Source organism: Ruegeria sp. AL2, from assembly GCF_056540845.1.
The window spans coordinates 114,040-137,917 of the sequence record NZ_JBQFXM010000007.1 but is presented as its reverse complement, the minus strand read 5'-3'; the positions used below and the strand labels follow the sequence as shown (position 1 = coordinate 137,917).

Below are 23,878 nucleotides of genomic sequence, written 5' to 3'. Positions count from 1 at the left end.
TGTGACTCAGATTGCGAAATCAGAGAAGAAAGGACCCGGGTATTCGTATAACCGGGTCCTGAACTGTTTCTTAAACTCAACAGCCGCGATCAGGCGACGTCGAATTCCAGCGGTTTGATCTGCGTGAACAGGCCTGTTTCGGCAAGCTTTGCCCGTGCTTCGGCCGGGACCGGTTCGTCGACATAAAGCAACGCAATCGCTTCGCCGCCAGCCTCTGTACGGCCGAGGGTAAAATTGGCGATGTTAACGTTGTTTTCACCCATGGTCTGACCCAGCGTGCCGATGATGCCGGGCACGTCTTCGTTGGTGGTGTACAGCATATGAGCGCCGACCTCGGCATCGATATTGATGCCTTTGATCTGGATAAAGCGCGGCTTGCCATCGCTGAACACCGTACCCGCGATCGACCGTTCACGCTTGTCCGTTACGACCGTGACCTTGATATAGCCATCAAAAACACCCGACTTGTCCTGATTGGTGGTCGAGATTTTGATCCCGCGCTCTTTCGCGACCACAGGGGCCGAGACCATGTTCACCTCGGGGTTGAACTTTTTCATGATCCCCGCGACCACCGAACAGTTCAGCGCAGCCAGATTCATTTCAGCGGCCACACCGTCATAGAGGATGTTGATCGCCTTGACCGGCTCATCCGTCATCTGGCCGATGAAGCTGCCCAGATGACCTGCCAGCTTGATCCACGGCCCCATCAGCTTGGCTTCTTCCGCTGTCACGCTGGGCATGTTCAGCGCGTTCTCGACCGCGCCCGTCAGCAGGTAGTTCGAAATCTGTTCAGCCACCTGCAAGGCCACGTTCTCCTGCGCCTCGGTGGTCGCCGCGCCCAGATGGGGCGTGCAGACCACGTTGGGCAGGTTGAACAGCGCGTTATCCTTGGCGGGTTCCTCGCTGAACACGTCAAAGGCCGCTCCGGCAACATGGCCGGATTGCAGCATTTCGGCCAGAGCCACTTCATCGACCAGACCGCCACGGGCACAGTTGATGATCCGTACACCCTTTTTGGTTTTGGCCAGATTCTCGCGGCTCAGGATGTTGCGGGTCTGATCCGTCAGCGGCACATGCAGGGTGATGAAATCGGCGCGCGCCAGCAGTTCGTCCAGTTCGACCTTTTCGACGCCCATCTTGGACGCTTTCTCTTCGCCCAGATAAGGATCATAAGCGATGACTTTCATTCTCAGGCCCAACGCACGTTCGCACACGATGCCACCAATGTTACCGGCACCGATCACGCCCAGTGTCTTGTTGGTCAGCTCGATCCCCATGAACTTGGACTTTTCCCACTTGCCCGCATGGGTCGAGGTGCTGGCCTCGGGGATTTGCCGCGCCACGGCGAACATCATCGCGATGGCGTGTTCGGCGGTGGTGATCATGTTGCCGAAGGGTGTGTTCATCACGATCACACCCTTTTTCGAGGCCGCCTCTTTGTCGACATTGTCGGTGCCGATCCCGGCGCGGCCGATGACCTTCAGCCTGTCGGCTTTTTCCAGAAGGGTCGGTGTAACCTTGGTTGCTGAACGGATGGCGAGGCCATCATATTGACCGATCACCTCGGCAAGCTTGTCTTTGTCTTTGCCCAGCTCGGGCATGAAATCCACGTCGATGCCGCGGTCGCGGAAAATCTGCACTGCGGTTTCGCTGAGATTGTCGGATACGAGTACTTTGGGAGCCATTTTGGTTGGTCCTTTGAATTCTTCAGAGGGTAGCGCGCTGACGCCCGCCTTACATCAGTGATGGGGTAGGCCGGGCTTCAGCCCGGCACATGAAACTCAGGCAGCCTGCGCCTGCGCTTTGATCTCGGTCGCAAAGGCCCATGCCAGCCAGGGCAGCATCGCCTGAATATCCGAGGTTTCAACCGTACCGCCGCACCAGATGCGCAGGCCCGCAGGCGCGTCGCGATAAGCGCCGATATCAAGTGCGATATTCTCGGCTTCAAGTCGCTTGGCGACTGCCTTGGCAAAGGCTGCACCGTCCTGAATACGCGCGTCGGTGAACTTCAGGCAGACCGAAGTGTTCGACCGTGTCGCCTCATCCTCTGCCAGGTTTGCGATCCAGCCGTTCTGGTCGCAGAACGCGTGTACCGCACCCGCATTGGCATCCGCACGCGCGATCAGCCCCTGCAATCCGCCCACCGATCGCGCCCAGTCCAGCGCAAAGAGATAATCTTCGACCGCCAGCATTGACGGCGTGTTGATCGTTGCCCCGGTAAAGATGCCTTCGATCAGTTTGCCGCCCTTGGTCAGGCGGAAAATCTTGGGCAGCGGCCATGCGGGGGTATAGCTTTCCAGCCGTTCAACGGCGCGCGGGCTGAGGATCAGCATCCCGTGGGCCGCTTCGCCGCCCAGCACTTTCTGCCAGCTGAAGGTTGTTACATCCAGCTTGTCCCAGGGCAGATCCATCGCAAAGGCCGCCGAGGTTGCATCGCAGATCGTCAGGCCCTGGCGGTCATCGGCAATCCAGTCGCCATTGGGTACCCGTACACCCGAGGTTGTGCCGTTCCACGTGAACACCACGTCATTTGCGAAATCGACCGAGGCCAGATCAACGATCTGCCCGTAATCCGCGGTCTTCACCTCGGCGTCGATCTTCAGCTGCTTGACCACATCGGTCACCCAGCCGGACCCAAAGCTTTCCCAGGCTAGCATCTCGACCTTGCGCGCACCCAGCAAAGACCACAGCGCCATTTCAACCGCGCCGGTGTCCGAGGCGGGAACGATGCCAATGCGGTAATCCGCCGGAATGCCCAGAATCTCGCGCGTGCCTTCGATGGCCGCCTTCAGCTTATCCTTGCCGACAGCGGCGCGGTGCGACCGGCCCAATGCGGCATCAGCCAGTTTTGTCAGGTCAAATGTGGGGGGTTTGGCACAGGGGCCCGAAGAAAAACGCGGATTTGCCGGCCGCGTCGCCGGTTGTTCGATCGTCATGTGTATTACCCTTCCAGATACACGCCCCTCGTTGGGGAGGGGTGTCCCACGGACAGACCTAGGGGGCCTTCGCACCTGCAGCAAGCAGAAAAGACGCTTTACCGGGTGAAAACGACATCTGAAACGGGCACAAATCAGAACACGCGTTTCCGATTGGCGAAAAACCCCGCCGATGTTTCGGCGGGGTTGGGTTGTGTTACTCTGCGGCGTCTTCGTATGCGTCCATGGGTGGGCATGTGCAGACGAGGTTTCGGTCGCCGTATGCGTTGTCGACGCGGTTGACGGGGGACCAGTATTTGTCGACGCCCATGGAGCCCGGAGGGAAGCAGGCCTGTTCGCGGGTGTAGGGGCGGTCCCAGTCGCCGACCAGATCACGCACCGTGTGAGGGGCGTTTTTCAGCGGGTTGTTTTCCGCGTCGATCTTGCCGTCGATGATGTCCTGCGCTTCCGAGCGGATCGAGAGCATGGCGTCGCAGAAACGGTCGAGCTCGTCCTTGGGTTCGGATTCGGTGGGCTCGACCATCAGGGTTCCGGCCACCGGCCAGCTCATCGTGGGGGCGTGGAAGCCTGAATCGACCAGACGCTTGGCCACATCGTCGACGGTGACATGCGCCGCCTCGTCCAGCGGTCTTGTGTCGAGGATGCATTCATGCGCCACCCGGCCCGTTTCCGATGTGTAGAGGATCGGATAGGCGTCCTTGAGCCGCGCCGCGATGTAGTTGGCGTTCAGGATCGCCACCTTGGTGGCCTGCGTCAGCCCCGCACCGCCCATCAGCAGCACATAGGCCCATGAGACGGGAAGGATCGAGGGCGAGCCGAAGGGGGCCGCCGAGACCGGGCCCACGGCGGTGCCATATTCCGGGTGGCCCGGCAGATGCTCGGCCAGATGCGCCTTGACGCCGATCGGACCCATGCCGGGGCCGCCACCGCCATGCGGGATGCAGAAGGTCTTGTGCAGGTTCAGGTGGCTGACATCGCCGCCAATGTCACCGGGGCGCGACAGGCCGACCATGGCGTTCATGTTGGCGCCGTCGATATAGACCTGACCGCCGTGATCATGGGTGATCTGGCAGACCTCCTGCACGGTGGTCTCGAACACGCCATGGGTCGAGGGGTAGGTGATCATGCAGGCGGCCAGATGGTCCGAATGCTTTTCCGCCTTTTCGCGGAAGTCAGTCAGATCGATGTTGCCCTTGTCATCCGATTTCACCGGCACAACCTGCCAGCCCACCATCTGCGCCGAAGCCGGGTTGGTGCCATGGGCCGAGGTCGGGATCAGGCAGACATTGCGCTGCCCTTCGCCACGGGCGAAGTGATAGTTGCGGATGGTCAGAAGGCCCGCATATTCGCCCTGCGCGCCCGAGTTGGGCTGCTGGCTGATTGCGTCATAGCCGGTGATCTGGCACAGCTTGTCGTTCAGGTCCGCAATCATCTCGTGATAGCCCCGCGCCTGATCTTCGGGCACGAAGGGATGCAGGTTGCCGAACTCGGGCCAGGTGACCGGGATCATCTCGATCGTGGCGTTCAGCTTCATGGTGCACGAGCCCAGCGGGATCATCGCCCGGTCCAGCGCCAGATCGCGGTCGGCCAGACGGCGCATATAGCGGGTGATCTCGGCCTCGGCCCGGTTCTTGTGGAAGATCGGGTGGGTCAGGTACTCGCTTTCGCGCAGCGCGTAATCCGGCAGGCGGTATTGCTTGTTCGAGCTGTCATCCTTGCGGTCGATGCCGAAGGCACCCCAGACCGCCTCGATGGTTTCGGGGCGGGTCTGTTCGTCCAGGCTGATGCCCACGCGGGTCTCGCCGACCTTGCGCAGGTTGACGCCACGGGCCACGGCGGCCTCCATCACCACGTTCTGCAGGTGGCCGACCTCGACCGTGATGGTGTCGAAGAACACTTCGGGTTCCACCGCAAAGCCCGCCTCTTCCAGACCGGCGGCCAGGCGCGAGGTCTTGCGGTGCACCGATTGCGCGATCGCCTTGATGCCGTCGGGTCCGTGATAGACCGCATACATCGAGGCAATGACCGCCAGCAGCGCCTGCGCGGTGCAGACGTTCGAGTTCGCCTTTTCGCGGCGGATGTGCTGCTCGCGGGTCTGCAGCGCCAGGCGGTAGGCCTTGTTGCCGCGGCTGTCGATGCTGACCCCGATGATCCGGCCCGGCATCGAGCGCTTCAGCTTGTCGGTGGTCGCCATATACGCGGCGTGCGGGCCGCCATAACCCATCGGCACGCCAAAGCGCTGGGTCGAGCCGATGGCGATATCCGCGCCCATCTCGCCGGGGGATTTCAGCAGCGCCAGCGACAGGATGTCGGCGGCGACAACGGCGATGGCGTTATGTTCATGCAGCGCCGCGATCTCGTTCGTGAAGTCGCGCACATGGCCATGGGTGCCCGGATACTGGAAGATTGCACCAAAGACGGCACCTGCATCCAGCTGATCGGGATCGCCCACCTGCACGTCGATGCCCAGCGGCTCGGCGCGGGTTTTGATGACCGCGATGGTCTGCGGATGGCAGTTGCGGTCGACGAAGAAGGCCGCGTTATTGGCCTTGGACCGGCCGCCGCGCTTGGCCATTGCCATGGCTTCTGCCGCGGCAGTGGCTTCGTCCAGCAGCGAGGCGTTGGCCACATCGAGCCCGGTCAGGTCGCTGACCATGGTCTGGAAGTTTAGCAGCGCTTCGAGCCGGCCCTGGCTGATCTCGGGCTGATAGGGCGTGTAAGCGGTGTACCAGGCCGGGTTTTCCAGGATGTTGCGCAGGATCGGCGCCGGGGTGGTGGTGCCGTAATAGCCCTGACCGATCAGCGAGGTCAGAACCTTGTTCTTGCCCGCCACCTGCTTCATGTGAAAGAGCGCATCGCGTTCCGTCATCGCCGGGCCCCAGTCCAGCGGCTCCTTCTGCCGGATCGCGGGCGGGACGGTGGCGTCGATCAGCTGGTCCAGCGTCTTGAAGCCGATCACCTGCAGCATGTCGCGCATCTCGGTGGGCGACGGGCCGATGTGGCGGCGATTGGCGAAGTCATAGGCTTCGTAGTCGGTCAGTTTGAAGGCCATTGCAGCGCTCCTCAAAGAATGTCTCGCCCGGCCGCTCTGGCAGATGCCTCCGGCGGGAGTATTTGGAAAAAGATGAAGCGGGGAGCCCCGGTCTCTGGGGCTCCGGGCCGGATTTAGCCGATGAAGGCCTTGTAGCCGGCTTCGTCCATCAGATCTTCCAGCTGCGCGGCATCGGCGATCTTGATCTTGTAGATCCAGGCCTCGCCTTCGGGGTCGTCGTTCAGCGCGCCGGGATTGTCGGCCAGCGCCTCGTTCACCTCGATAATCTCACCATCAACCGGCGCGTAAAGCTCGGAGGCGGCCTTGACGGATTCGATCACGCCGATCTCGCTGTCCTTGTCGAACTCGTCGCCCACTTCCTGCTGCTCGACAAAGACCACCTCACCCAGCTGCTCGGCCGCGTGTTTGGTGATGCCCAGCGTGGCCGTGTCGCCTTCGACCGCCAGCCATTCATGCTCTTCGGAATAATAGGTTGCCATGGTGTCTCTCTCCTGACTTCAACGCTTGTAATTCTGTTTGACGAAGGGCAGCGCCACGATCTGCGCCGGTTGCGCCTTGCCCCGGATGATCAGGTTGACCTTCTCGCCCGGCTCGCCATGGCCCGCGGACACATAGCCCATTGCAACCGGGCCGCCGACCGTGGGGCCAAAGCTGCCCGAGGTGATCTGACCGATGGTGTTGCCCTCAAGGCATTGCACCTCGACCCCCTGACGCGCGGGCGCGCGGCCGTCGGGCTTGATGCCCACCAGCTTGCGCGCAGGCCCCTCGGCCAGTTCGCGCTGCACACGTTCCGCACCCGGAAAGCCGCCTTCTTCCTTGCGGCGTTTCTGCATCGCCCAGCCAAGGCTGGCCTCGACCGGCGAGGTGCTCTGGTCAATGTCATTGCCGTACAGGCACAGACCCGTCTCCAGCCGCAGGCTGTCGCGCGCGCCCAGACCCGCCGGTTCGCAATCCTCATGCGCCAGGAACGCCCGGGTAATCTCGATCGCCTTGTCTTCGGGGATCGAGATCTCGTACCCGTCCTCACCCGTATATCCCAGCCGCGAGATGCGGCATTCGACACCCAGGATGTCAGCAATCGTGGTTTCCATGAACTTGAGGTCGCGCGCCGCAGGGCAGAGCGCACTCACCACGTCCTCGGCCTTGGGACCTTGCACGGCCACCAGCGCGCGGTCGAAGATCTCGGTCACTTCGACACCTTCGAGATTGTCGCGCATATGCGGAATGTCCTGATGGCGCAGCGCCGCGTTCACCACCACAAAGTAATGATCCCCCGCATTCGACACGATCAGGTCATCCATGATCCCGCCTTCGGCATTGGTGAAGAACCCGTACCGCGCCTTGCCTTCCTTCAGCGTCGCATAAGCCTGCGGGCACAGAGCTTCCAGCTTCGCGCCCACGTTCTCACCCCGCAAAATCACCTGACCCATATGCGACACATCAAACAACGCCGCCTTCTCGCGGCACTGCTTATGCTCGCCCATGATCCCCAGCGGATACTGAACTGGCATCTCCCACCCGGCAAAATCAACCATCTTGCCGCCCAACTCAACATGCAAGGCATACAACGGCGTGCGTCTAATCTCGGTCATCTTGGATACCTTTTCGTATCTTTCGGTTTCGAACGCATTCCCGTCAGTCTGCCCCACGCTATTAATTTTGCAACGATTCCGGTCAACTTGCGAACCAGAGTACCGCCTGTGGGACAAGTCTGTATACGGGCGTATGCATCCTTAGCGTTCCTATAGGAAACTTTTTTCCGTTAGGCAACATTGGTCTTTTGGCTTTTGCAAGGGTTTGCTGATCACAGTTTCGAGCGCGACGATAACACCAGACAAACCAACCGCAATGGCCTGTAAAAACAGTATTTTGCCCGCACCTTATCGCACCCGCCCTTCAAGTGACTGCACTGCGAGATCCAGCACCCTCAGCCCGGCCACAAGATCGCTTTCGGCGGTATCTTCGGCAAAATCGTGGCTTATACCGTTGATTGACGGCACAAACAGCATCGCAACAGGCATCAGGCGCGACACGTTTGTGGCATCGTGCAGCGCGCCCGACGGCATCCTGCGCCAACTGCCGGGGGCCACCTGTTCGGCACCGTGTTCCAGCGCCGCGCGCAGGGTCTGATCCATCGTGACAGGTTCCAACCCGAGCAAAGGGCCGTAGGTCAATACCATGTCCTGTTCGCTGGCTACTTCCTGCGCTGTGGTACGGATGATCTCCTCCATCCGCGACAGCCGATCCGGATCGCCATCGCGCCACTGCATCGAGAACCGCGCCCGACCCGGCACGATGGACGACGCATTGGGGTGAAGGTCGACCCGCCCGATGGTCCAGACGGTTTGCGGTGTCACCACGTTGCGAAACCGTTCGGTGAGGCGCGTGTTGAACAGTGACAACGCCTGAAACGCATCGCGGCGCAAATGCATTGGCGTGGTGCCCGCGTGATTCTGCTGCCCTTCGAAAGTGACCGACATGTCCCGGATGCCGACGATATCGGTAACGACGCCGATCTGCTCGTTCGCAGCGTCCAGAGAGGGGCCCTGTTCGATATGCATCTCGACAAGGCCACTGAACCGCGCGGGATCGACAAAACCCTGCGACAGGTTCGCCATGGAAGATCTGGCCTCACCAAAGCTGACGCCGGCACCGTCGGTCAACACATCGGCCTTGTCCAGCGGCAGACCGCCGGACCAGACCGCCGAGCCCGTGGTCACACCGAACCGGCCTTCTTCATCCTGAAAACTGACGACCGAGATCTGCTGGTCGCTGGACCGCGCGATCTCGAGCGCGGCAATCACGCCGAGCGCGCCGTCCAGCCAGCCGCCTTCGGGCTGGCTGTCGGAATGCGACCCCATGAGCAGAGAACGGCCAGGCGCCAGCCCAAACAGATTGCCGACCGGGTCGAAATGCGGTGTCAGACCTGCGTCGGCCATACGGTCCGCCAGCCATTGGCGCGCCGCAATATCCGCTTTTGAATAGGCCGGGCGGATGACTCCTTTGCCCACACCCGAGGCACCGAATTCACGCAGCTTGTGCAGATCATCCAGAAAACGCGTGTGATCGACGGCCATGAATCCCTCCGGGCGCAGTTGGTCAGGGCGACCATAGCCAGAAACCGGACAGCTGCGAATGTTTTTCCGGCGAGATCAAGAAACCCCTCTGGTCCCGGCAAGGAACCTGCCCTAAGACTTCGGCGCAAGAGGGAGCGACATGTCACATATCACATTGGTGCGCCACGGGCAGGCAAACACGACAGCGCGCGACGAAGCAAGCTATGACAAGCTGAGCGATCTGGGCCATCAACAGGCCCGCTGGCTGGGCGCGCATCTGCGTGACACCCGCAGCCACTATACACGCGTCTATTGTGGCACCCTGACCCGCCACACCGAGACGGTCACCAGCATGGGATTGACCGATCCTGTCTGCGACGCACGGCTGAACGAGATCGAGTATTTCACCCTTGCACAGTTGTTCGAAGAACAGCACGGCGTCGAAATCCCGACCGACCGCGAGGGATTTGTCGAACACTTGCCCAAAACCTTCGCGGCCTGGGCCAGCGGAAAGATCGAGAACGCTCCGGAAACCTTCGACGCGTTTGAAGCCCGCGTCCGCGATGCGCTGCACGAGATCGGGACCGAGGGCGGACCGGCCATCGTCGTGACCTCGGGCGGGTTGATCTCGATGGTGGTGCGGCAGGCGATGGGGTTGGACATCCCGTCGATGGCGCGGGTGGCCCTTGCCATCATGAACACGTCGATGCATCGTCTGCACCCGATTGGCGCACAGCTGAGCCCGGTTTTGTTCAATGCGGTGCCGCATCTGGAAGCACCCGACCGGCAGTTTGCGCAGACCCACCTGTAGGAAGCAGATTGGAGATCCCCGATGCAGCTTTATTACGCACCCCGAACCATCTCGGTCGCTGTTGCGATTGCTCTGGAAGAGGCCGGACTGGACTATGAAGCAATCAAGCTGGACTTTGCCGATGGGGAACAGACAAAACCGGCCTACAAGCAGATCAATCCCAAGGGGCGCGTTCCGGCGCTGGTGGTCGATGGCGGCATCCTGACCGAGACCGGCGCGTTGCTGGAATATATTGCGGCCAAGGCACCCGAGGCCGGGTTGGTGCCAGCTGATCCGGTCATGGCCGCCCGCATGCGCGAGGTGATGTTCTATCTGGCCTCGACCATGCATGTGAACCACGCCCACAAGCTGCGCGGGCATCGCTGGGCCGACAAGAAATCCAGCTGGAAAGACATGACGGACAAGGTCGCGCAGACGATGACTGCATCTTGCGACTATATCTCGTCAAACGGGCTGCGCGGGCCGTTTGTTCTGGGGGACGCGTTCTCTCTGGCCGATGCTTATCTTTATGTGGTTTGCAGCTGGCTGGAAGGCGACGGCGTCGATGTCTCGGCCTTCCCCAGGATCATCGCCTTCCGCGAGGCGATGGAGGCACGGCCTTCGGTTCAGGCGGTGCGCGCTGCCGGGATGCTCTGACAAAAGGAAGTAAGATGACACATCTCTGGGTCAGGGCGGAACAGCGCCCGAACGAGGAACGGGTGGGGCTGACACCCGAAGGGGCCGCGGCACTGATCGCCGCAGGTCTCCGCGTGACGGTTGAGGAAAGCCATGTCCGCGCCATTCCGATTGATGGCTACAAGGACGCTGGCTGTGCAATCGCGGCTGAGAATTCGTGGCCCGAGGCCCCGCTGGACGCGATCATCTTTGGCCTCAAGGAACTGCCCGAAGATGGCACCCCCCTGCCCCATCGCCACATCATGTTCGGCCATGCCTATAAGGGCCAGCATTCGGGTCGTGCGCTGCTGGAGCGGTTCAAGGCCGGGAGCGGCACGCTTTATGACCTGGAATATCTGGTGAGCGAAGATGGCCGCCGCGTTGCCGCCTTTGGTTACTGGGCCGGGTATGCCGGTGCTGCGGTAACGCTCAAGACGTGGGCGGCACAGCAACGGGGCGAGGCATGCCCGCCGGTTGGGGTGTATGCAGGCAAAGACGTTCTGAACGCTGAATTGCTGGCCGAGTTGGACGCCACCGGAGCCCCACGCCCCCGCGCCATCGTGATCGGTGCACTGGGTCGCGTGGGTACGGGGGCCGCAGACCTGTGCGACGCGATGGGCGTCGACGTCACCAAATGGGACATGGCGGAAACCGCCAACGGCGGACCGTTTCCGGAAATTCTGGACCACGACCTGTTCCTGAACTGCATCTTCGCGCGCCCCGGAACCCCGGTCTTTGTTCCGCGTGAGGCGTTGACTGCCCCGCGCACCCTGACCGCTATCGGCGATGTCGCCTGCGACCCGGACAGTGATTACAACCCGGTGCCGGTCTATGACCGTGCAACCACATGGGACGCGCCAGCTTTGCGCGTGGCAACCGATCCGGTGATGGACGTGATGGCCATCGATAACCTGCCGTCGATGCTGCCGGTCGAAAGTTCGGAAGATTATGCGGCACAGCTTTTGCCGTCGCTTCTGACCCTGACCGATCTGGACAGCGGCGTCTGGGGTCGGGCAGAAGCAACTTACAAAACACATATCGAAGGGATCTGAGCGATGACGATTCACTGGTGTGGCACCGGCCTGTCGGCCATCCCCGGCCTGCGCCGTCTGATCGAGGGCGGTCACAAGGTCACTGTCTGGAACCGGACGGTCGAAAAAGCCAGGGCCGAGGTTGGGGACCTGACCAACGATATTCGCGCCTTCGACATCGACGCTCTGGGTGGTGTGCTTGAGAAGGGCGACGTGATCGTGTCCATGCTGCCGGGCGACTGGCACGTACCACTGGCAGAACTGGCGATTGCGAAACAGGCCAATTTCGTGTCGTCATCGTATATCGCGCCCGAAATGCGCGCACTGGACGACAAGGCGCGCGAGGCCGGTGTGGCGCTGGTCAACGAAGTTGGTCTGGATCCGGGCATCGACCACCTGATGGCCCATGCACTGGTCGATGACTATCGCGCCTCGGATGCGTTCGATCCGCAAAACCACCTGAGCTTTATTTCGTATTGCGGTGGCATTCCCAAGATCCCGAACCCGTTCCGCTACAAGTTCAGCTGGTCGCCCTTGGGTGTGCTCAAGGCGCTGCGGTCGCCGTCGAAGTCGATCCGCGACTATGCCCCGCTGGACGTTGCCCGTCCGTGGGATGCGATCAGCAGCTATATCGCGCCGCTGCCAACGCCGGAAAGTTTCGAGGTCTATCCCAACCGCGACTCGATCCCGTTCAAGCCGCAGTACCAGTTCGAGGATCACTGGCCAGTCAGAGAATTCGTCCGCGGCACCCTGCGCCTGAACGGTTGGGCGGATGCGTGGTCGGATGTGTTCCGTGAAATCGAAACCCTGTCGGGCCCGGAAGGGGATGCGCGTCTGAAAGAGATGTCTGACCAGTTCTGGAGCGAAAACGCCTATGACGAAGGTGAGCCCGACCGCGTTGTGCTGTGTGTTGGACTGAAAGCCGAGAAAGACGGCGTTCCTGTCTGGCACAAGACCTATGTCATGGACGCCTGGGGCGATGAGCGCGGCACAGCAATGGCGCGTCTGGTATCGATCCCGGTTTCACTTGCCGTCGAGGCCGTTTTAAACCGCGCCATCCCGGCAGGCGTTCACGCAGCCCCGAGCGACCCAAAACTGGTACAGGGCTGGATGGCCGAGATCGACAGGTTGGCCCAGCACTTGCAGATCGTGGATCATACGGCCTGATCGCACGAAAAAAGCCATTCCAGAGTTTCTGGAATGGCTTTCATTGTTCTTCTTCAGGCATGGTAAACTCGTCTGGATTTCTCTGAAGGTATCTTCAGATATAGCGCTCGATGGTGTCTTCGACATCGCTGCGGTTGATGCCAAGCTCGGCCAGCTGATGGTCGGTCAGGCCGTTCAGATGCTGAGCGGCCCGAACGATATCCGGGCTGATGGCTCGAATGCGCATGGCGCGATCAAACAGCAACAAGGCGCTGGCGGCCGGGGTCGGTTGATTGGTCGAGGGGATAAAGTCAAACATACTGATTACCTCACGCAAGGGTTGCGAAACTTTCGGGTCACTGCTGGTAGGGTGCGTTGTGATACACGCTGTGATAAGCGCGCCGACGGATCTGGTCGCGGGGAATGCCGATATCGTTCAGCTGCTTGTCGCTGAGCTTTTCCAGCTTCCGAACGGTTTTTGAGAAAATCTGGCGTCGGAAATGTTCAACTTTTGCGTCGGCATATTTGGCAAAGAGGCCGTCCAAGAGGCCCTTATGAGTGTCAATCGTCTGTGCATGGGTCATTGCTGGTTCCTCCAATATTTGAGTTGCTTGGTTGTGATAGCTTCAAATAAGGGAGGCCACCGTTAAGGCCGCCAGTCGGAATCATTAAAGTTTGTTGAGATGACGCGTGCAGCTATTCGCGACCGGTCTGCCCTACCTGTTCCTCACTTACAGGAGTGCCCGCGCAGCGGAAGGCGCGTTGGCCTTGGTATCCGACGCTGGCGACCAACGCACAAGTCTGTTTTTGGGTGATGCCGCCGAAGGGCCTACATCAGATCGTTTTCTACGTCTTCCGCAGATATTCCCAGTGCGTCCAGACCATTCTCAAGGTGGTCAGACATGTGCGGTGTTCCGATCAGGTAGTCTGCACAGGGGGTCGAAGCCTCGGACTTGGCGGTGGCGATGGCCTCGGCCAGATCTTCCGCGAAAAAGCTCTCGCGCCCGATCCACATGATGGCAACCAGTTCGGCCTGCTCGTCTTCGCTCATGCGGTCGATGAACGCCCGCAATTCGCCCTCGGCCCGGTTCAGTTCGCGGCCCATCATGGCGACCTGGGCGACTTTTCTTGCCGAGATTTCCAACATCTCTTCCACTCCTCGTGTTCGCGGTTGTTACGCCATCACAACCACCGACAGCGGCCTGCGTCTTTGATCTTGAACAAACAGGCGGATCAGCGCCGCGATCAAAATGTCCCGATAAAGTGATCCGGCTTGGGGCGTGCGCCGTAATGTGGTTATGTTTACCCAGACCAATACAGCGACCTTGGACGGACCAGCGGTTGAAACACCCGCCCCTCAACCTTGGCGCATCAACAAACACATCAAGGGTAGGCGGGTGAACGAAATCAACGGCAAGCGCGAGACCAGGGCCGAATGGGTGGACCACGTCAGACGCATCCGGGATGCGCAGGATCAGGCGGCATTTGCCGATCTGTTCCAGCACTTCGCGCCGCGTATCAAGGCCTTTCTGATGAAGTCAGGGGCGGATGCCGCCATGGCAGAAGAATGCGCGCAAGAGGTGATGGCGACCTTGTGGCACAAGGCCCACCTGTTCGATCCGACGCGGGCCACTGTGGCCACGTGGGTGTTCACCATCGCACGGAACAAGCGCATTGACGTGCTGCGCAAGCAACGCCGTCCTGAACCCGAGGATCTGGGTTGGGGTCCCGAGGCAGAGCCCGATCAGGATGACGTCATCGCGCTGCAACAGGAAACCGCGCAGCTGCGCACCGCCTTGCAGGCGTTACCGGATGCGCAGCGGGACCTGATCGAGAAGGCGTATTTCGGCGACCTGAGTCACCGGGAAATAGCGTCACAAACCGGATTGCCACTGGGAACAATCAAGTCACGGATACGGCTGGCGCTGGATCGCTTGCGCCACGCGATGAATTGAGATGAGTAAGATGAACAAGTTGATCAAACATCACCTGACAGATGACCTGCTGATGGCCTATGCCGCAGGCAACCTGCCCGAAGCCTTCGATCTGATGGTCGCCACGCATCTGTCCCTATGCGACCACTGCCGTGCGCGCGCAGAAAGCTATGACGCCGTTGGCGGGCAAGTTCTTGACAAGCAGAGTGAGGCAGTCAGCATGAGCGAAACCTCTCTGGCGGCCACGATGGCTTTGATCGCCAAGGGTGCTCCGGCGCCCAAGCCCGTTCGCCCGGGATGTGCAGTTCTGCCGGCCCCGTTGCAGGATTACGTGGGTGGAACAGTCAAGGACATCCGCTGGAGGCCGATTGGCATGGGCGTCAAACAGGCGATCCTGCCGACCACTAAAGACGCCACCGCCCGATTGCTGTTCATCCCAGCCGGTGCCGCCGTACCGGATCATGGCCATAACGGCATGGAGCTGACAATGGTTCTGCAAGGGGCTTTCTCGGACGAGGTTGACCGCTTTGCCCGCGGCGATGTCGAGATCGCTGACGAGGATCTTGAACATACGCCTGTGGCGGATATCTCGGAAGACTGCATTTGTCTGGCGGTTACGGATGCGCCGCTGAAATTCAACAAGCTGATGCCGCGCCTGTTCCAGCCCTTTCTGCGTATCTGAACGCTTGCAGGCGCTGGCCCATCAGAACAGGCCCGGTGCCGGTTCAGTTTTTCAACAGGATCCTCAGCCTTCGTGACGCGCCAGAGGTACAACATCTGTTTCAGTATCGGGCGCGATTTCTTCGAAGTCGAAATTATCCAACCGCTGCGCCCGGCGGCCGGCCTTTTCGGCACTGATCTTGATTTCCGAGATATCCTTGGCCGCCTGACCGAAGTGACGGTCGAGGTTTGAAACGCGGTCACCCAGACGGTCCACATCCTTGTGCAGCAATCCCAGTTCTTTGCGGATCGCACCGGCCTGTTCACGCATGCGCGCATCTTTAAGGATCGCTCGCATCGTGTTCAGCGTGGCCATGCAGGTGGTGGGCGAGACGATCCAGACCCGTGCGGAGAACCCTTCGCGCACCACATCGGGCAGGCGGGCGTGCAGCTCGGCATAGATCGCTTCGGACGGGACGAACATCAGGGCACCGTCAGCGGTTTCCCCGTCGAGGATGTACTTCTCGGAAATGGCCTTGATATGCACTTTCACGGCAGCGCCAAAAGCCCGCAGGCATCTTTCAACATCTGCCTTGGTCTGCGCGGCGGCAAGTGCCTCGAAATCCTCAAGCGGGAATTTCGCGTCAATCACGATCGGGCCGGGCGGGTTCGGCAGATGCACCAGGCAATCCGCGCGCCTGCCGTTCGACAAGGTGGCCTGCAATGAATAGCTGTCCGCGGGCAGTGCCTTGGACACGATATCGTTCAGCTGAATCTCACCAAACATCCCGCGCCGCTGCTTGTTCGAAAGGATATCCTGAAGGCTGAGAACATCGCCCGAAAGTTTCGTGATATTGTCCTGCGCCTTGTCGATGGCGGCCAGACGTTCCTGCAGCTGCGTCAGTGATGTCGCCGTCTGTTTTGATGATCCGTGCAGGGTTTCCTTCATCCTCTCCTGCATTTCAGCCAGCGCGCGGGCCGATTTCATCGCGTTATCCGCCAGCCGGTCATTCATCTGCTGCTGGACCGAGGACAAGCGTGCCTCGACCGTCTGGATCACCTGTACCTGCGCGTTGGCCTGCGTGTCCGAAACATGCTGCAAGCCGCCGCGCAACTGTTCCTGCCCCTGCCCCAGCTGCTGCACATGCTGACCCAGAAGCGCCATCTGCCGCGCCAGCGGTTCCGCCATCCGGGCCGAGCGATTGGCGGCGCGCAACGACAGGAACAGCAGTAGCAGGATCAGCGCAACTGTTCCGCCCACGATAAGAACAACCGGGTCATCCAGTGCATATTCTGTTCCTGCAATCTTGATCATGTCGCCTCGAATGTTCTTGTTTTATTCTTACTAACCTGCAGTGGCCAATGGATCAACTGCGCCCGAACAGGCGTTCGATGTCGCTTAGCTTCAGTTCCACATATGTGGGTCGCCCGTGATTGCACTGGCCGGAATGCGGCGTCGCCTCCATCTCGCGCAGCAGCGCGTTCATTTCCTCGGCCCGCATACGGCGGCCGGACCGAACTGAGCCGTGGCAGGCAACCCGGCTGAGAATCGCCTCGATCCTTGCCTGCACCATCTGGCTTTCGCCCTGTTCGGCCAGTTCGTCGAGGATATCCAGGATCATCGCGCGCGCATCGACCTCGCCCAGAATGGCCGGGGTTTCGCGCACGGCAATGGCGCCTCCGCCAAAGGGTTCGATGGTCAGCCCCAAACGGGACAGGTCATCACAGACAGCCATCAGACGGGCGCAGTCACCTTCGGACAACTCAACAATCTCAGGGATCAAAAGCGCCTGCGCCGCAACGCCCGTCTCGACCATCTGTGTTTTCAGCTTTTCATAGACCAGCCGTTCATGCGCGGCGTGCTGATCAACGATCACCATTCCATCGGCAGTCTGGGCGATGATGTAGTTTTCATGCACCTGTCCGCGCGCGGCGCCCAGTGGAAGATTTTGGGCATCAGACTCCTGACCCTGCGAAGCGGGTGCAACCGGGATCGGATCGACAATGCTGCCGCTGTAATCATGCGCCAGTTCCGCAAAACCCGGAGCCTGTGCCCGGTACGCAGCCTGGCGCGCTGCAGGCGACGGGCGATCCATCTGATAGACCCGCGCTGGTGCAGACTGCGCGGGTTCCGGTCGCATTGCACCCAAGGTCGCATTGGCCACGGTCGAGGACGCGCGATGCCCGGCCTCTGCCAATGCGTGGCGCAGGCTGGATACGATAAGCCCGCGCGCAACGCCGGGATCGCGGAACCGGACCTCGGACTTGGCAGGGTGAACGTTCACGTCAACCAATGTCGGGTCGCAGTCGATGAACAATGCCGCAGCCGGGTGACGGTCCCGGCTTAGGAAATCGAAATAAGCCGCCCGTAAAGCGCCGGTCAGCATCTTGTCGCGCACGGGACGCCCGTTGACAAAAAGGTACTGCGCCACCGCAGCGCCACGGGAATAGGTCGGCAGGGCCGCATAGCCAAAAAGCCTGAGGCCGTCGCGCGAGGCATCGACCCGCAGCGCATTCTCAGCAAACTCGCGCCCGATCACACGGGCAAGACGGGCGTGCAAGGCGTCAAACAGGTCGCCATTCTCGCGATCCGCGCGGAAGATCACGCGGCCTACGCCACCGCCCGAGACATCGCGCAGGGTAAATGTGACGGATGGCTCAGCCATCGCCAGCCGCTTCACCATGTCCGTGATCGCCTGCGCCTCGGCCCGATCGGTGCGCATGAATTTCAGCCGGGCGGGGGTGGCGAAGAACAGATCGCGCAGCTCGACCACCGTGCCCGCGCGCAGGGCGGCAGGCTTGACCGAACCCATCTTGCCACCCGCGACATGGATCTGCGCCGCATCCAGACCCGGCGCACGGCTGGTTATGGTCAGGCGTCCGACAGCCCCCAACGAAGGCAAGGCTTCGCCTCGAAACCCGAAGGTGTGGATATTCAGCAGATCCGATCCGTCGATCTTTGATGTGGCATGGCGCGACAGGGCAAGCGGCAAATCTTCAGCCGGGATACCGCACCCATCGTCGGTCACGCGGATCAGCGTCTTTCCCCCGTCGGCGATTTCGACGGCTACACGCGTGGCCCCGGCATCCAGTGCATTCTCGACCAGTTCCTTGACGGCCGAGGCCGGGCGTTCCACCACTTCACCCGCCGCAATACGGTTGATCGCAGCATCGTCAAGCTGTCTGATCACGGGGCGATTTTCGCTGATATTGGGGTTTGTCTGCGCCATACCCCTAGACCTAGCACAACCGCGCACGATTCTACCACCGGTTTGAGCATGTCTTCTGTTCGGAAAGGGGCGCCCGGATAGCTGTGAATGAATCCCATTCCGTACCATCCGGGCGTACCAAAGTGAGTGGTGTGTTCAGCTAGTCAATGGGCAGCCCTCTAGCATGAGACTTCCCAAAAATCTGCTTAAGATTAACCTTAACGGCATCTGGGCAGAGTTTGGCCGATGACGCTCGGGCATCTGCGGCAGGAAAATGCCGTCTCAGGCTGATGTCTGAACACCAACACGTGTGCGGCATGGGCCAAACATGGCCGCCAGCGCCAGGATCAGCCCGGACATCGTTGCGATCATCCCTGCCGCACTGACCGCATCCGCTGCGCCCAGCCACAGGGGCCCGTATCCTGCCAGCACATACCCTGTCACGGCAGAGGTTATAGCGATCACGACGCTCCAGCCAATCTGCGCCTCAAGCCGGTTGGTCAGCATCCGCGCGGCTGCCGGAGGGCAGATAAACATCGCGATCACGATGATCGAGCCTACCGCGTCAAAAGCGGCAACCGCCGCGATAGCCGCAGTGATGACGAGCGCCATGCCCAGAAGTCCCGTGCGAATACCAATCGTGCGGGCGAAACCTTCGTCAAAGGTGGATATTTTCAGCGGTCGCCAGAACAGCCATGTAAACAGCATCACACCCACCAGTGTCAGCGCAATACGGGGCAGTTCCGGGGGCAATCCGGCAAGGGCCTGAGCGTCCAGCAGCGAGGACCACCCGGTCGCGTCCAGCCAGATCAGGCTTTCGAGATTGCCGTAAAGCGCATGTTCCACATCCAGATGCACGGTTGACGTATCCGTCTGCTCAAGCAGCAGGACGCCTGCCGCGAACATGGTGGTAAAAACCACGCCCATGGCGGCCCCGGGTTCGATCTGCCCCAGTCGGCGAATCGCCTCGATCAGGACCACGGCCAGAACCGCGGCCCCGGCCGCGCCCAACATCATCGGCCAGGTGGATATGGCCCCTGTCAGCAGGAACGCGACAACGATACCCGGCAGCACTACATGGCTGATCGCATCGCCGATCAGCGCCTGTTTTCGCAACACAAGAAAGTTGCCGGGCAAGGCACAGGCGATGGCCGCAAATGTTCCGATCAGCAGCGGCGTCAGAGACAGCGGGACGAATTCTTCACCACTCATGCCGGTATCCCTTGCGGTCCGCCAATCTGGCGGTCGATCTCATCAATCTGGTCCCGTGTCAGAACGGTTTCGATATCGCGCAACCCGTCATAGAGCGCAGCTGTCGCCTCGTGCGCCTGATCGGCACGCACGATTTCCCATCGCTTTTCATCCCGCAGGGCTTTGGCCGCGCGGGCCTTGCCGGTGTCCGTCGCCACGCCATCCGCCCGGACCAGCCCGGCACGCCGCAGCAAACGCAAGGTCAGGGGCTCATAGATCTTCTGCCCTTGCGCCATCGCCAGAAGCCCCTGACGAATATGCACTCGGCGCTGAAACCGCAGATGCCGCAGCACTGCCGCCAGAACGCCGCGCATCGGGGCGAAGAAGAGGGAGGCGAGGAAAAAGGCAAAGCTGACCAGCACGATAATCGGGCCGGTTGGAAGATTGGGCGCAGATGCGGATATGGCAGCGCCGATATATCCGGCCAGACCACCGGCCAGCCCGGCCAACAGAACAACGCGTTCCGAGCGGTCAGACCAGAACCGGGCGGTCACTGCCGGAATGATCAGCAAAGCCACGATCAGGATCAGGCCGACGATTTTCAGGCCGACCACGGTCACGGCCATGACCAGCCCCATCATGGCCAGATCGATACGATGCACCGGCAACCCGCGCGCCGCTGCATATTCGGGATCGAATGCGACAAGGGTCATCGGACGGCGGATGATCAGCACCAGAGCCAAGGTCAAGGCTCCACCAAGTGCGATGATCACCGCATCGGCCCACAGCATTCCGGCGGTCGAACCCAACAGGAAACCTTCCAGCCCGGCCTGACGGCCAACCCCCATGGTTTGGATGACCGTCAGCAGTACGATTCCAAAGCCGAAGAACACAGACAGGATCGCACCGATCGCGGCGTCCTCAGCCAGGCGGGTACGCCGTGTCAGCCAGTTCATGCACAACAGACCAACCCAGGCTGAAATAGCGGACCCCACCAGCAGGCCCGGCAGGTTGCGCCCGTCCCCGCCCAGTGCGACCAGCACCATGAAAGCGATACAGACGCCCGGCAGGGTTGCATGGCTGATTGCGTCGCTGACAAGGGCGCGCTTGCGCAGAAACAGGAATGTCCCCGTTACGCCCGCCGACACGCCCAGCAATGTCGCACCGATGGCAACCAGCGTGGCGTTATAGCCAAGCTGAAGGGTCAGAGCATCCCAAAGCATGAGTTATCCCAGCGCGCGTGAAATCTGATCGATCTGGGCCGTTGCCAACCTGCCACCATAGGCCGATTGCAGCGTTTCCGCAGTGAAAGCCTCGGCCACTGAACCCTCGGCCACCTTGCGGGTGTTGATCAGGAAAACGTGGTCGAAATAGTCGGTCACGGTGGCCAGATCGTGATGCACGACAACGACTGTCTTACTGGCCTCTTTCAGTGATTTCAGCACCGCGATGATGGCTTTTTCGGTGGCGGCGTCGACACCGGCAAACGGCTCGTCCAGTAGATACAGATCAGCATCCTGAGCCAGAGCACGCGCCAGAAACACACGCTGTTGCTGGCCACCGGACAGCTGGCCAATCTGGCGATCCGCGAAATCGCGCATTCCGACACGGTTCAGGCAATCCATCGCACGGGCCTTGTGGCGCGCGCGCAAGCGGCCCAACAGGCCCAGTTCACGCGACAGACCCATCAGAACCACGTCGATCACCCGTGTCGGGAAATCCCAGTCCACACTGGCACGCTGGGGAACATAGGCAACACGTGCGCGTTGCGAATTCAGCGGCTGACCAAATACTGTCACCTGCCCCGACAATGGCGTAACGATGCCCAGCGCCGCCTTGAGCAGCGTTGATTTTCCAGCGCCGTTTGGCCCGATAATGGCGGTCATCGCGCCGGGCGTAACCGTCATATCAACCGAAAAGACCGCAGGTTTCTGTCCGTAGGAAACCGTCAGCCCCCGCACAGCCAGAGGGCTGTTATCCAGGTTTTGTTCCTGGACCGTCACACCTTCGTTGCTGATCAGCCCCAGCATCTCTCAGAACCCCGCTGACAGTTTGCCGTTCATGCCGCGATCGGGAACTTCTCCGCCCAATGCGCCTGCGATAACGGTGATATTGTGGTCCAGCATCCCGATATAAGTGCCTTCATAGGTGCCATCCTCGCCCATGGCATCCGAGAACAACTCGCCCCCGACCTTCACCTCGTGCCCTTTGGCTGCGGCCCCTTCGATCAGCGCGCGGATCGACCGGTCAGAAACCGAGCTTTCGACGAAGACCGCCGTGATCCTGCGATCAACCAACAGGTCAACCAGCTCTCCGATCCGGTTCAGGCCCGCCTCGGATTGGGTCGAGATGCCCTGAATGCCCAGAACCTCGAACCCGAAACTTTCACCGAAATAACCAAAGGCGTCGTGGGCGGTGACCAGAACCTTGTTGTGATCCGGTACGGTGGACAGGGTTTTCTCGGCATAGGCCGTCAGACGGTCTATGTCGGCCAGATGGGCTTGTGCATTCGCAGCAAAAACCTCGGCTGCTTCGGGGCGTGCCTCGGTCAGGGCGCGCTGCACCTCTACAACAACCTCGCGCCACAGCACGGGCGTCATCCATAGATGCGGATCATACTTGTCGGCATAATTGTCGTGCGCGCGCAGCCTGGACTTGTCTACGCCTTCTGCAACCGCAATAACGGTCCGTTTCCGCTCAAGATCATGAAAGAAGTCTTCCATTTGCGCTTCGAGATACAGGCCGTGCCACAGAACCAGGTCTGCTCGTGTCATCGCCACAATATCGCTGCGCGTCTGGCGATAGGCATGGGGATCAACGCCGGGGCCCATAAGCCCTCTGACCTCAACCAGATCACCACCGACCTGACGCGCCGCATCTGCAATCATGCCCGTTGTGGCCACCACTTTCAGCGGTGCCCCGGCAAACGCCATGGCTGGCACCGAAAGGGCCAGAGCCAATAGTGCAAGGTAATGCCGACGAATCATTTCCAACCTCGATTTGGATGCGCGTTGGATCAAATATGAGAACCATTCGCAACTAAGTCAACGCTAATGAGAATTATTCGCAAGAAAACCTCTGTTATTTGTCCAAATGGTCAAAAATATTCGATCATTGCGCCGGAACGCCTTCCATTCCCGAGCCACCCGTGCGATTTTGTCGCAAACCTCCCAAAGGACGTAACCATGGATACGCAGAGCTCAGAAAGCCCCGTGCGCACCGCGCATCTGCCGCAAGTAACCGAACCCCGGAACCCCGGAATGGAACTGGATCTGGACTGGGTGCGCGCCGTTCAGGCCAATACTTCCGCGATTGAACGCCGTGCGGCCACATTGCCGGGCCGCCGTTCGGTCAAGAAGGAATATCAGGCTGCGTGGCTGCTGAAAGCCATCACGATGATCGACCTGACCACGCTGTCGGGCGATGATACGGTGGGCCGTGTGCGCCGCTTGTGTGCGAAGGCCCGTCAGCCGGTTGCGCCTTCGGTTCTTCAGGCTCTGGACATGCCGCCGATCACGACAGGGGCGGTTTGCGTCTATCACGATATGATCGAAACCGCTGTGGACGCCTTGAAAGGCACTGGCATTCCGGTCGCTGCTGTGTCCACCGGCTTTCCCGCCGGCCTGTCCCCGTTCCATCTGCGCGTGGCCGAGATCGAGGAAAGCGTGAAAGCCGGGGCCGAGGAAATCGACATCGTGATCTCGCGCCGTCATGTGCTGTCAGGTGACTGGCAGGCCCTGTATGATGAGATGAAGGCGTTCCGCGTGGCTTGTGGCGATGCCCATGTCAAAGCCATTCTTGCGACCGGAGAATTGGGCAGCTTGCGCAATGTCGCGCGCGCCTCGCTGGTCTGCATGATGGCCGGGGCGGATTTCATCAAGACCTCGACAGGCAAGGAAAGCGTCAACGCCACCCTGCCCGTGTCGCTGGTAATGATCCGCGCGATCCGCGATTACTATGACCGCACCGGATACCGGGTCGGGTATAAACCTGCGGGTGGTATTTCGAAAGCCAAGGACGCGCTGGTTTATCTGTCGCTGATCAAGGACGAACTGGGCGACCGCTGGCTGGAACCGGATCTGTTCCGCTTTGGCGCCTCGTCGTTGCTGGGCGATATCGAGCGGCAGTTGGAACACTATGTGACCGGAGCCTATTCGGCTGGTTACAGGCATTCGATGGGCTGAGCCCGTGGATATGT

General features: G+C 60.7%; 22 protein-coding genes. 7 read left to right on the top strand and 15 right to left on the bottom strand.

Going from position 1 to position 23,878, the window contains the following annotated elements; genetic code table 11:
* Window positions 1-89: 89 nt before the first annotated feature.
* The 6 genes from serA to ACR0ID_RS11615 form a co-directional block, all read right to left on the bottom strand.
* Window positions 90-1,685 (bottom strand): phosphoglycerate dehydrogenase, encoded by a 1,596-nt coding sequence (gene serA / locus ACR0ID_RS11640; RefSeq protein WP_480605529.1) that lies wholly within the window; start codon window positions 1,683-1,685, stop codon window positions 90-92.
* 96 nt (window positions 1,686-1,781) lie between these two features.
* Window positions 1,782-2,936, bottom strand: a complete 1,155-nt coding sequence (locus tag ACR0ID_RS11635) for a phosphoserine transaminase (RefSeq protein ID WP_480474210.1) — start codon at window positions 2,934-2,936, stop codon at window positions 1,782-1,784.
* A gap of 196 nt (window positions 2,937-3,132) precedes the next feature.
* Complete coding sequence (gene gcvP, locus ACR0ID_RS11630; RefSeq protein WP_480605527.1) at window positions 3,133-5,988, bottom strand: aminomethyl-transferring glycine dehydrogenase; 2,856 nt, start codon at window positions 5,986-5,988, stop codon at window positions 3,133-3,135.
* A 113-nt stretch (window positions 5,989-6,101) separates the two neighbouring features.
* A complete protein-coding gene (gcvH, locus tag ACR0ID_RS11625) occupies window positions 6,102-6,467 on the bottom strand; it encodes a glycine cleavage system protein GcvH (protein ID WP_480474211.1) in 366 nt (121 codons plus the stop codon).
* Between the two features lie 18 nt (window positions 6,468-6,485).
* Window positions 6,486-7,580 (bottom strand): glycine cleavage system aminomethyltransferase GcvT, encoded by a 1,095-nt coding sequence (gcvT, locus tag ACR0ID_RS11620; RefSeq protein WP_480605525.1) that lies wholly within the window; start codon window positions 7,578-7,580, stop codon window positions 6,486-6,488.
* Between the two features lie 288 nt (window positions 7,581-7,868).
* Window positions 7,869-9,065, bottom strand: coding sequence for a Zn-dependent hydrolase (locus tag ACR0ID_RS11615; RefSeq protein ID WP_480605522.1), 1,197 nt, complete (start codon window positions 9,063-9,065; stop codon window positions 7,869-7,871).
* Window positions 9,066-9,204: 139 nt separating this feature from the next.
* Here ACR0ID_RS11615 and ACR0ID_RS11610 point away from each other — a divergent pair, with 139 nt between their 5' ends.
* From ACR0ID_RS11610 to ACR0ID_RS11595, 4 genes are read left to right on the top strand one after another with little or no spacing between them, the layout of a single operon-like run.
* The gene (locus tag ACR0ID_RS11610) at window positions 9,205-9,855 is read left to right on the top strand and encodes a histidine phosphatase family protein (RefSeq protein ID WP_480605520.1); all 651 of its coding nucleotides are present in this window, start codon (window positions 9,205-9,207) and stop codon (window positions 9,853-9,855) included.
* Between the two features lie 21 nt (window positions 9,856-9,876).
* A complete protein-coding gene (locus ACR0ID_RS11605; protein WP_480474213.1) occupies window positions 9,877-10,491 on the top strand; it encodes a glutathione S-transferase family protein in 615 nt (204 codons plus the stop codon).
* A 14-nt stretch (window positions 10,492-10,505) separates the two neighbouring features.
* Window positions 10,506-11,561 (top strand): saccharopine dehydrogenase, encoded by a 1,056-nt coding sequence (locus tag ACR0ID_RS11600; RefSeq protein ID WP_480605516.1) that lies wholly within the window; start codon window positions 10,506-10,508, stop codon window positions 11,559-11,561.
* A gap of 3 nt (window positions 11,562-11,564) precedes the next feature.
* A complete protein-coding gene (locus ACR0ID_RS11595) occupies window positions 11,565-12,707 on the top strand; it encodes a saccharopine dehydrogenase family protein (RefSeq protein ID WP_480605513.1) in 1,143 nt (380 codons plus the stop codon).
* A 94-nt stretch (window positions 12,708-12,801) separates the two neighbouring features.
* On the opposite strand, the gene ACR0ID_RS11590 is transcribed toward ACR0ID_RS11595, so the two are convergent.
* The 3 genes from ACR0ID_RS11590 to ACR0ID_RS11580 form a co-directional block, all read right to left on the bottom strand.
* Entirely contained in the window at window positions 12,802-13,005 is a 204-nt protein-coding gene (locus ACR0ID_RS11590; protein ID WP_480474216.1) for a DUF1127 domain-containing protein, read from the bottom strand.
* A gap of 37 nt (window positions 13,006-13,042) precedes the next feature.
* Entirely contained in the window at window positions 13,043-13,270 is a 228-nt protein-coding gene (locus ACR0ID_RS11585; protein WP_480474217.1) for a DUF1127 domain-containing protein, read from the bottom strand.
* 245 nt (window positions 13,271-13,515) lie between these two features.
* Entirely contained in the window at window positions 13,516-13,833 is a 318-nt protein-coding gene (locus ACR0ID_RS11580; protein ID WP_209505065.1) for a DUF3775 domain-containing protein, read from the bottom strand.
* 151 nt (window positions 13,834-13,984) lie between these two features.
* Between ACR0ID_RS11580 and ACR0ID_RS11575 the strand changes: the two genes are divergently transcribed.
* Both ACR0ID_RS11575 and ACR0ID_RS11570 read left to right on the top strand, forming a co-directional pair.
* Window positions 13,985-14,641, top strand: coding sequence for a sigma-70 family RNA polymerase sigma factor (locus ACR0ID_RS11575; protein WP_480605510.1), 657 nt, complete (start codon window positions 13,985-13,987; stop codon window positions 14,639-14,641).
* 10 nt (window positions 14,642-14,651) lie between these two features.
* On the top strand, window positions 14,652-15,302 hold the full coding sequence (locus ACR0ID_RS11570; protein ID WP_480605507.1) for a ChrR family anti-sigma-E factor: 651 nt from the start codon (window positions 14,652-14,654) through the stop codon (window positions 15,300-15,302).
* Between the two features lie 63 nt (window positions 15,303-15,365).
* On the opposite strand, the gene ACR0ID_RS11565 is transcribed toward ACR0ID_RS11570, so the two are convergent.
* From ACR0ID_RS11565 to ACR0ID_RS11540, 6 genes are all read right to left on the bottom strand, one after another.
* On the bottom strand, window positions 15,366-16,595 hold the full coding sequence (locus tag ACR0ID_RS11565; protein WP_480605505.1) for a DNA recombination protein RmuC: 1,230 nt from the start codon (window positions 16,593-16,595) through the stop codon (window positions 15,366-15,368).
* Between the two features lie 52 nt (window positions 16,596-16,647).
* Window positions 16,648-18,510: a DNA mismatch repair endonuclease MutL gene (gene mutL, locus ACR0ID_RS11560; protein WP_480605502.1), complete on the bottom strand. Its 1,863-nt coding sequence runs from the start codon at window positions 18,508-18,510 to the stop codon at window positions 16,648-16,650.
* A gap of 261 nt (window positions 18,511-18,771) precedes the next feature.
* Window positions 18,772-19,701, bottom strand: a complete 930-nt coding sequence (locus ACR0ID_RS11555; protein WP_480474222.1) for a metal ABC transporter permease — start codon at window positions 19,699-19,701, stop codon at window positions 18,772-18,774.
* Complete coding sequence (locus tag ACR0ID_RS11550) at window positions 19,698-20,903, bottom strand: metal ABC transporter permease (protein WP_480493931.1); 1,206 nt, start codon at window positions 20,901-20,903, stop codon at window positions 19,698-19,700. The genes ACR0ID_RS11555 and ACR0ID_RS11550 overlap by 4 nt, the downstream gene beginning before the upstream one ends.
* A 3-nt stretch (window positions 20,904-20,906) precedes the next feature.
* Window positions 20,907-21,710 (bottom strand): metal ABC transporter ATP-binding protein, encoded by an 804-nt coding sequence (locus ACR0ID_RS11545; protein WP_480474224.1) that lies wholly within the window; start codon window positions 21,708-21,710, stop codon window positions 20,907-20,909.
* 3 nt (window positions 21,711-21,713) lie between these two features.
* A complete protein-coding gene (locus tag ACR0ID_RS11540) occupies window positions 21,714-22,667 on the bottom strand; it encodes a metal ABC transporter solute-binding protein, Zn/Mn family (protein WP_480605500.1) in 954 nt (317 codons plus the stop codon).
* A 198-nt stretch (window positions 22,668-22,865) separates the two neighbouring features.
* On the opposite strand from ACR0ID_RS11540, the gene deoC reads away from it, so the two are divergent.
* Window positions 22,866-23,864, top strand: a complete 999-nt coding sequence (gene deoC / locus ACR0ID_RS11535; protein ID WP_480474226.1) for a deoxyribose-phosphate aldolase — start codon at window positions 22,866-22,868, stop codon at window positions 23,862-23,864.
* Window positions 23,865-23,878: the final 14 nt, after the last annotated feature.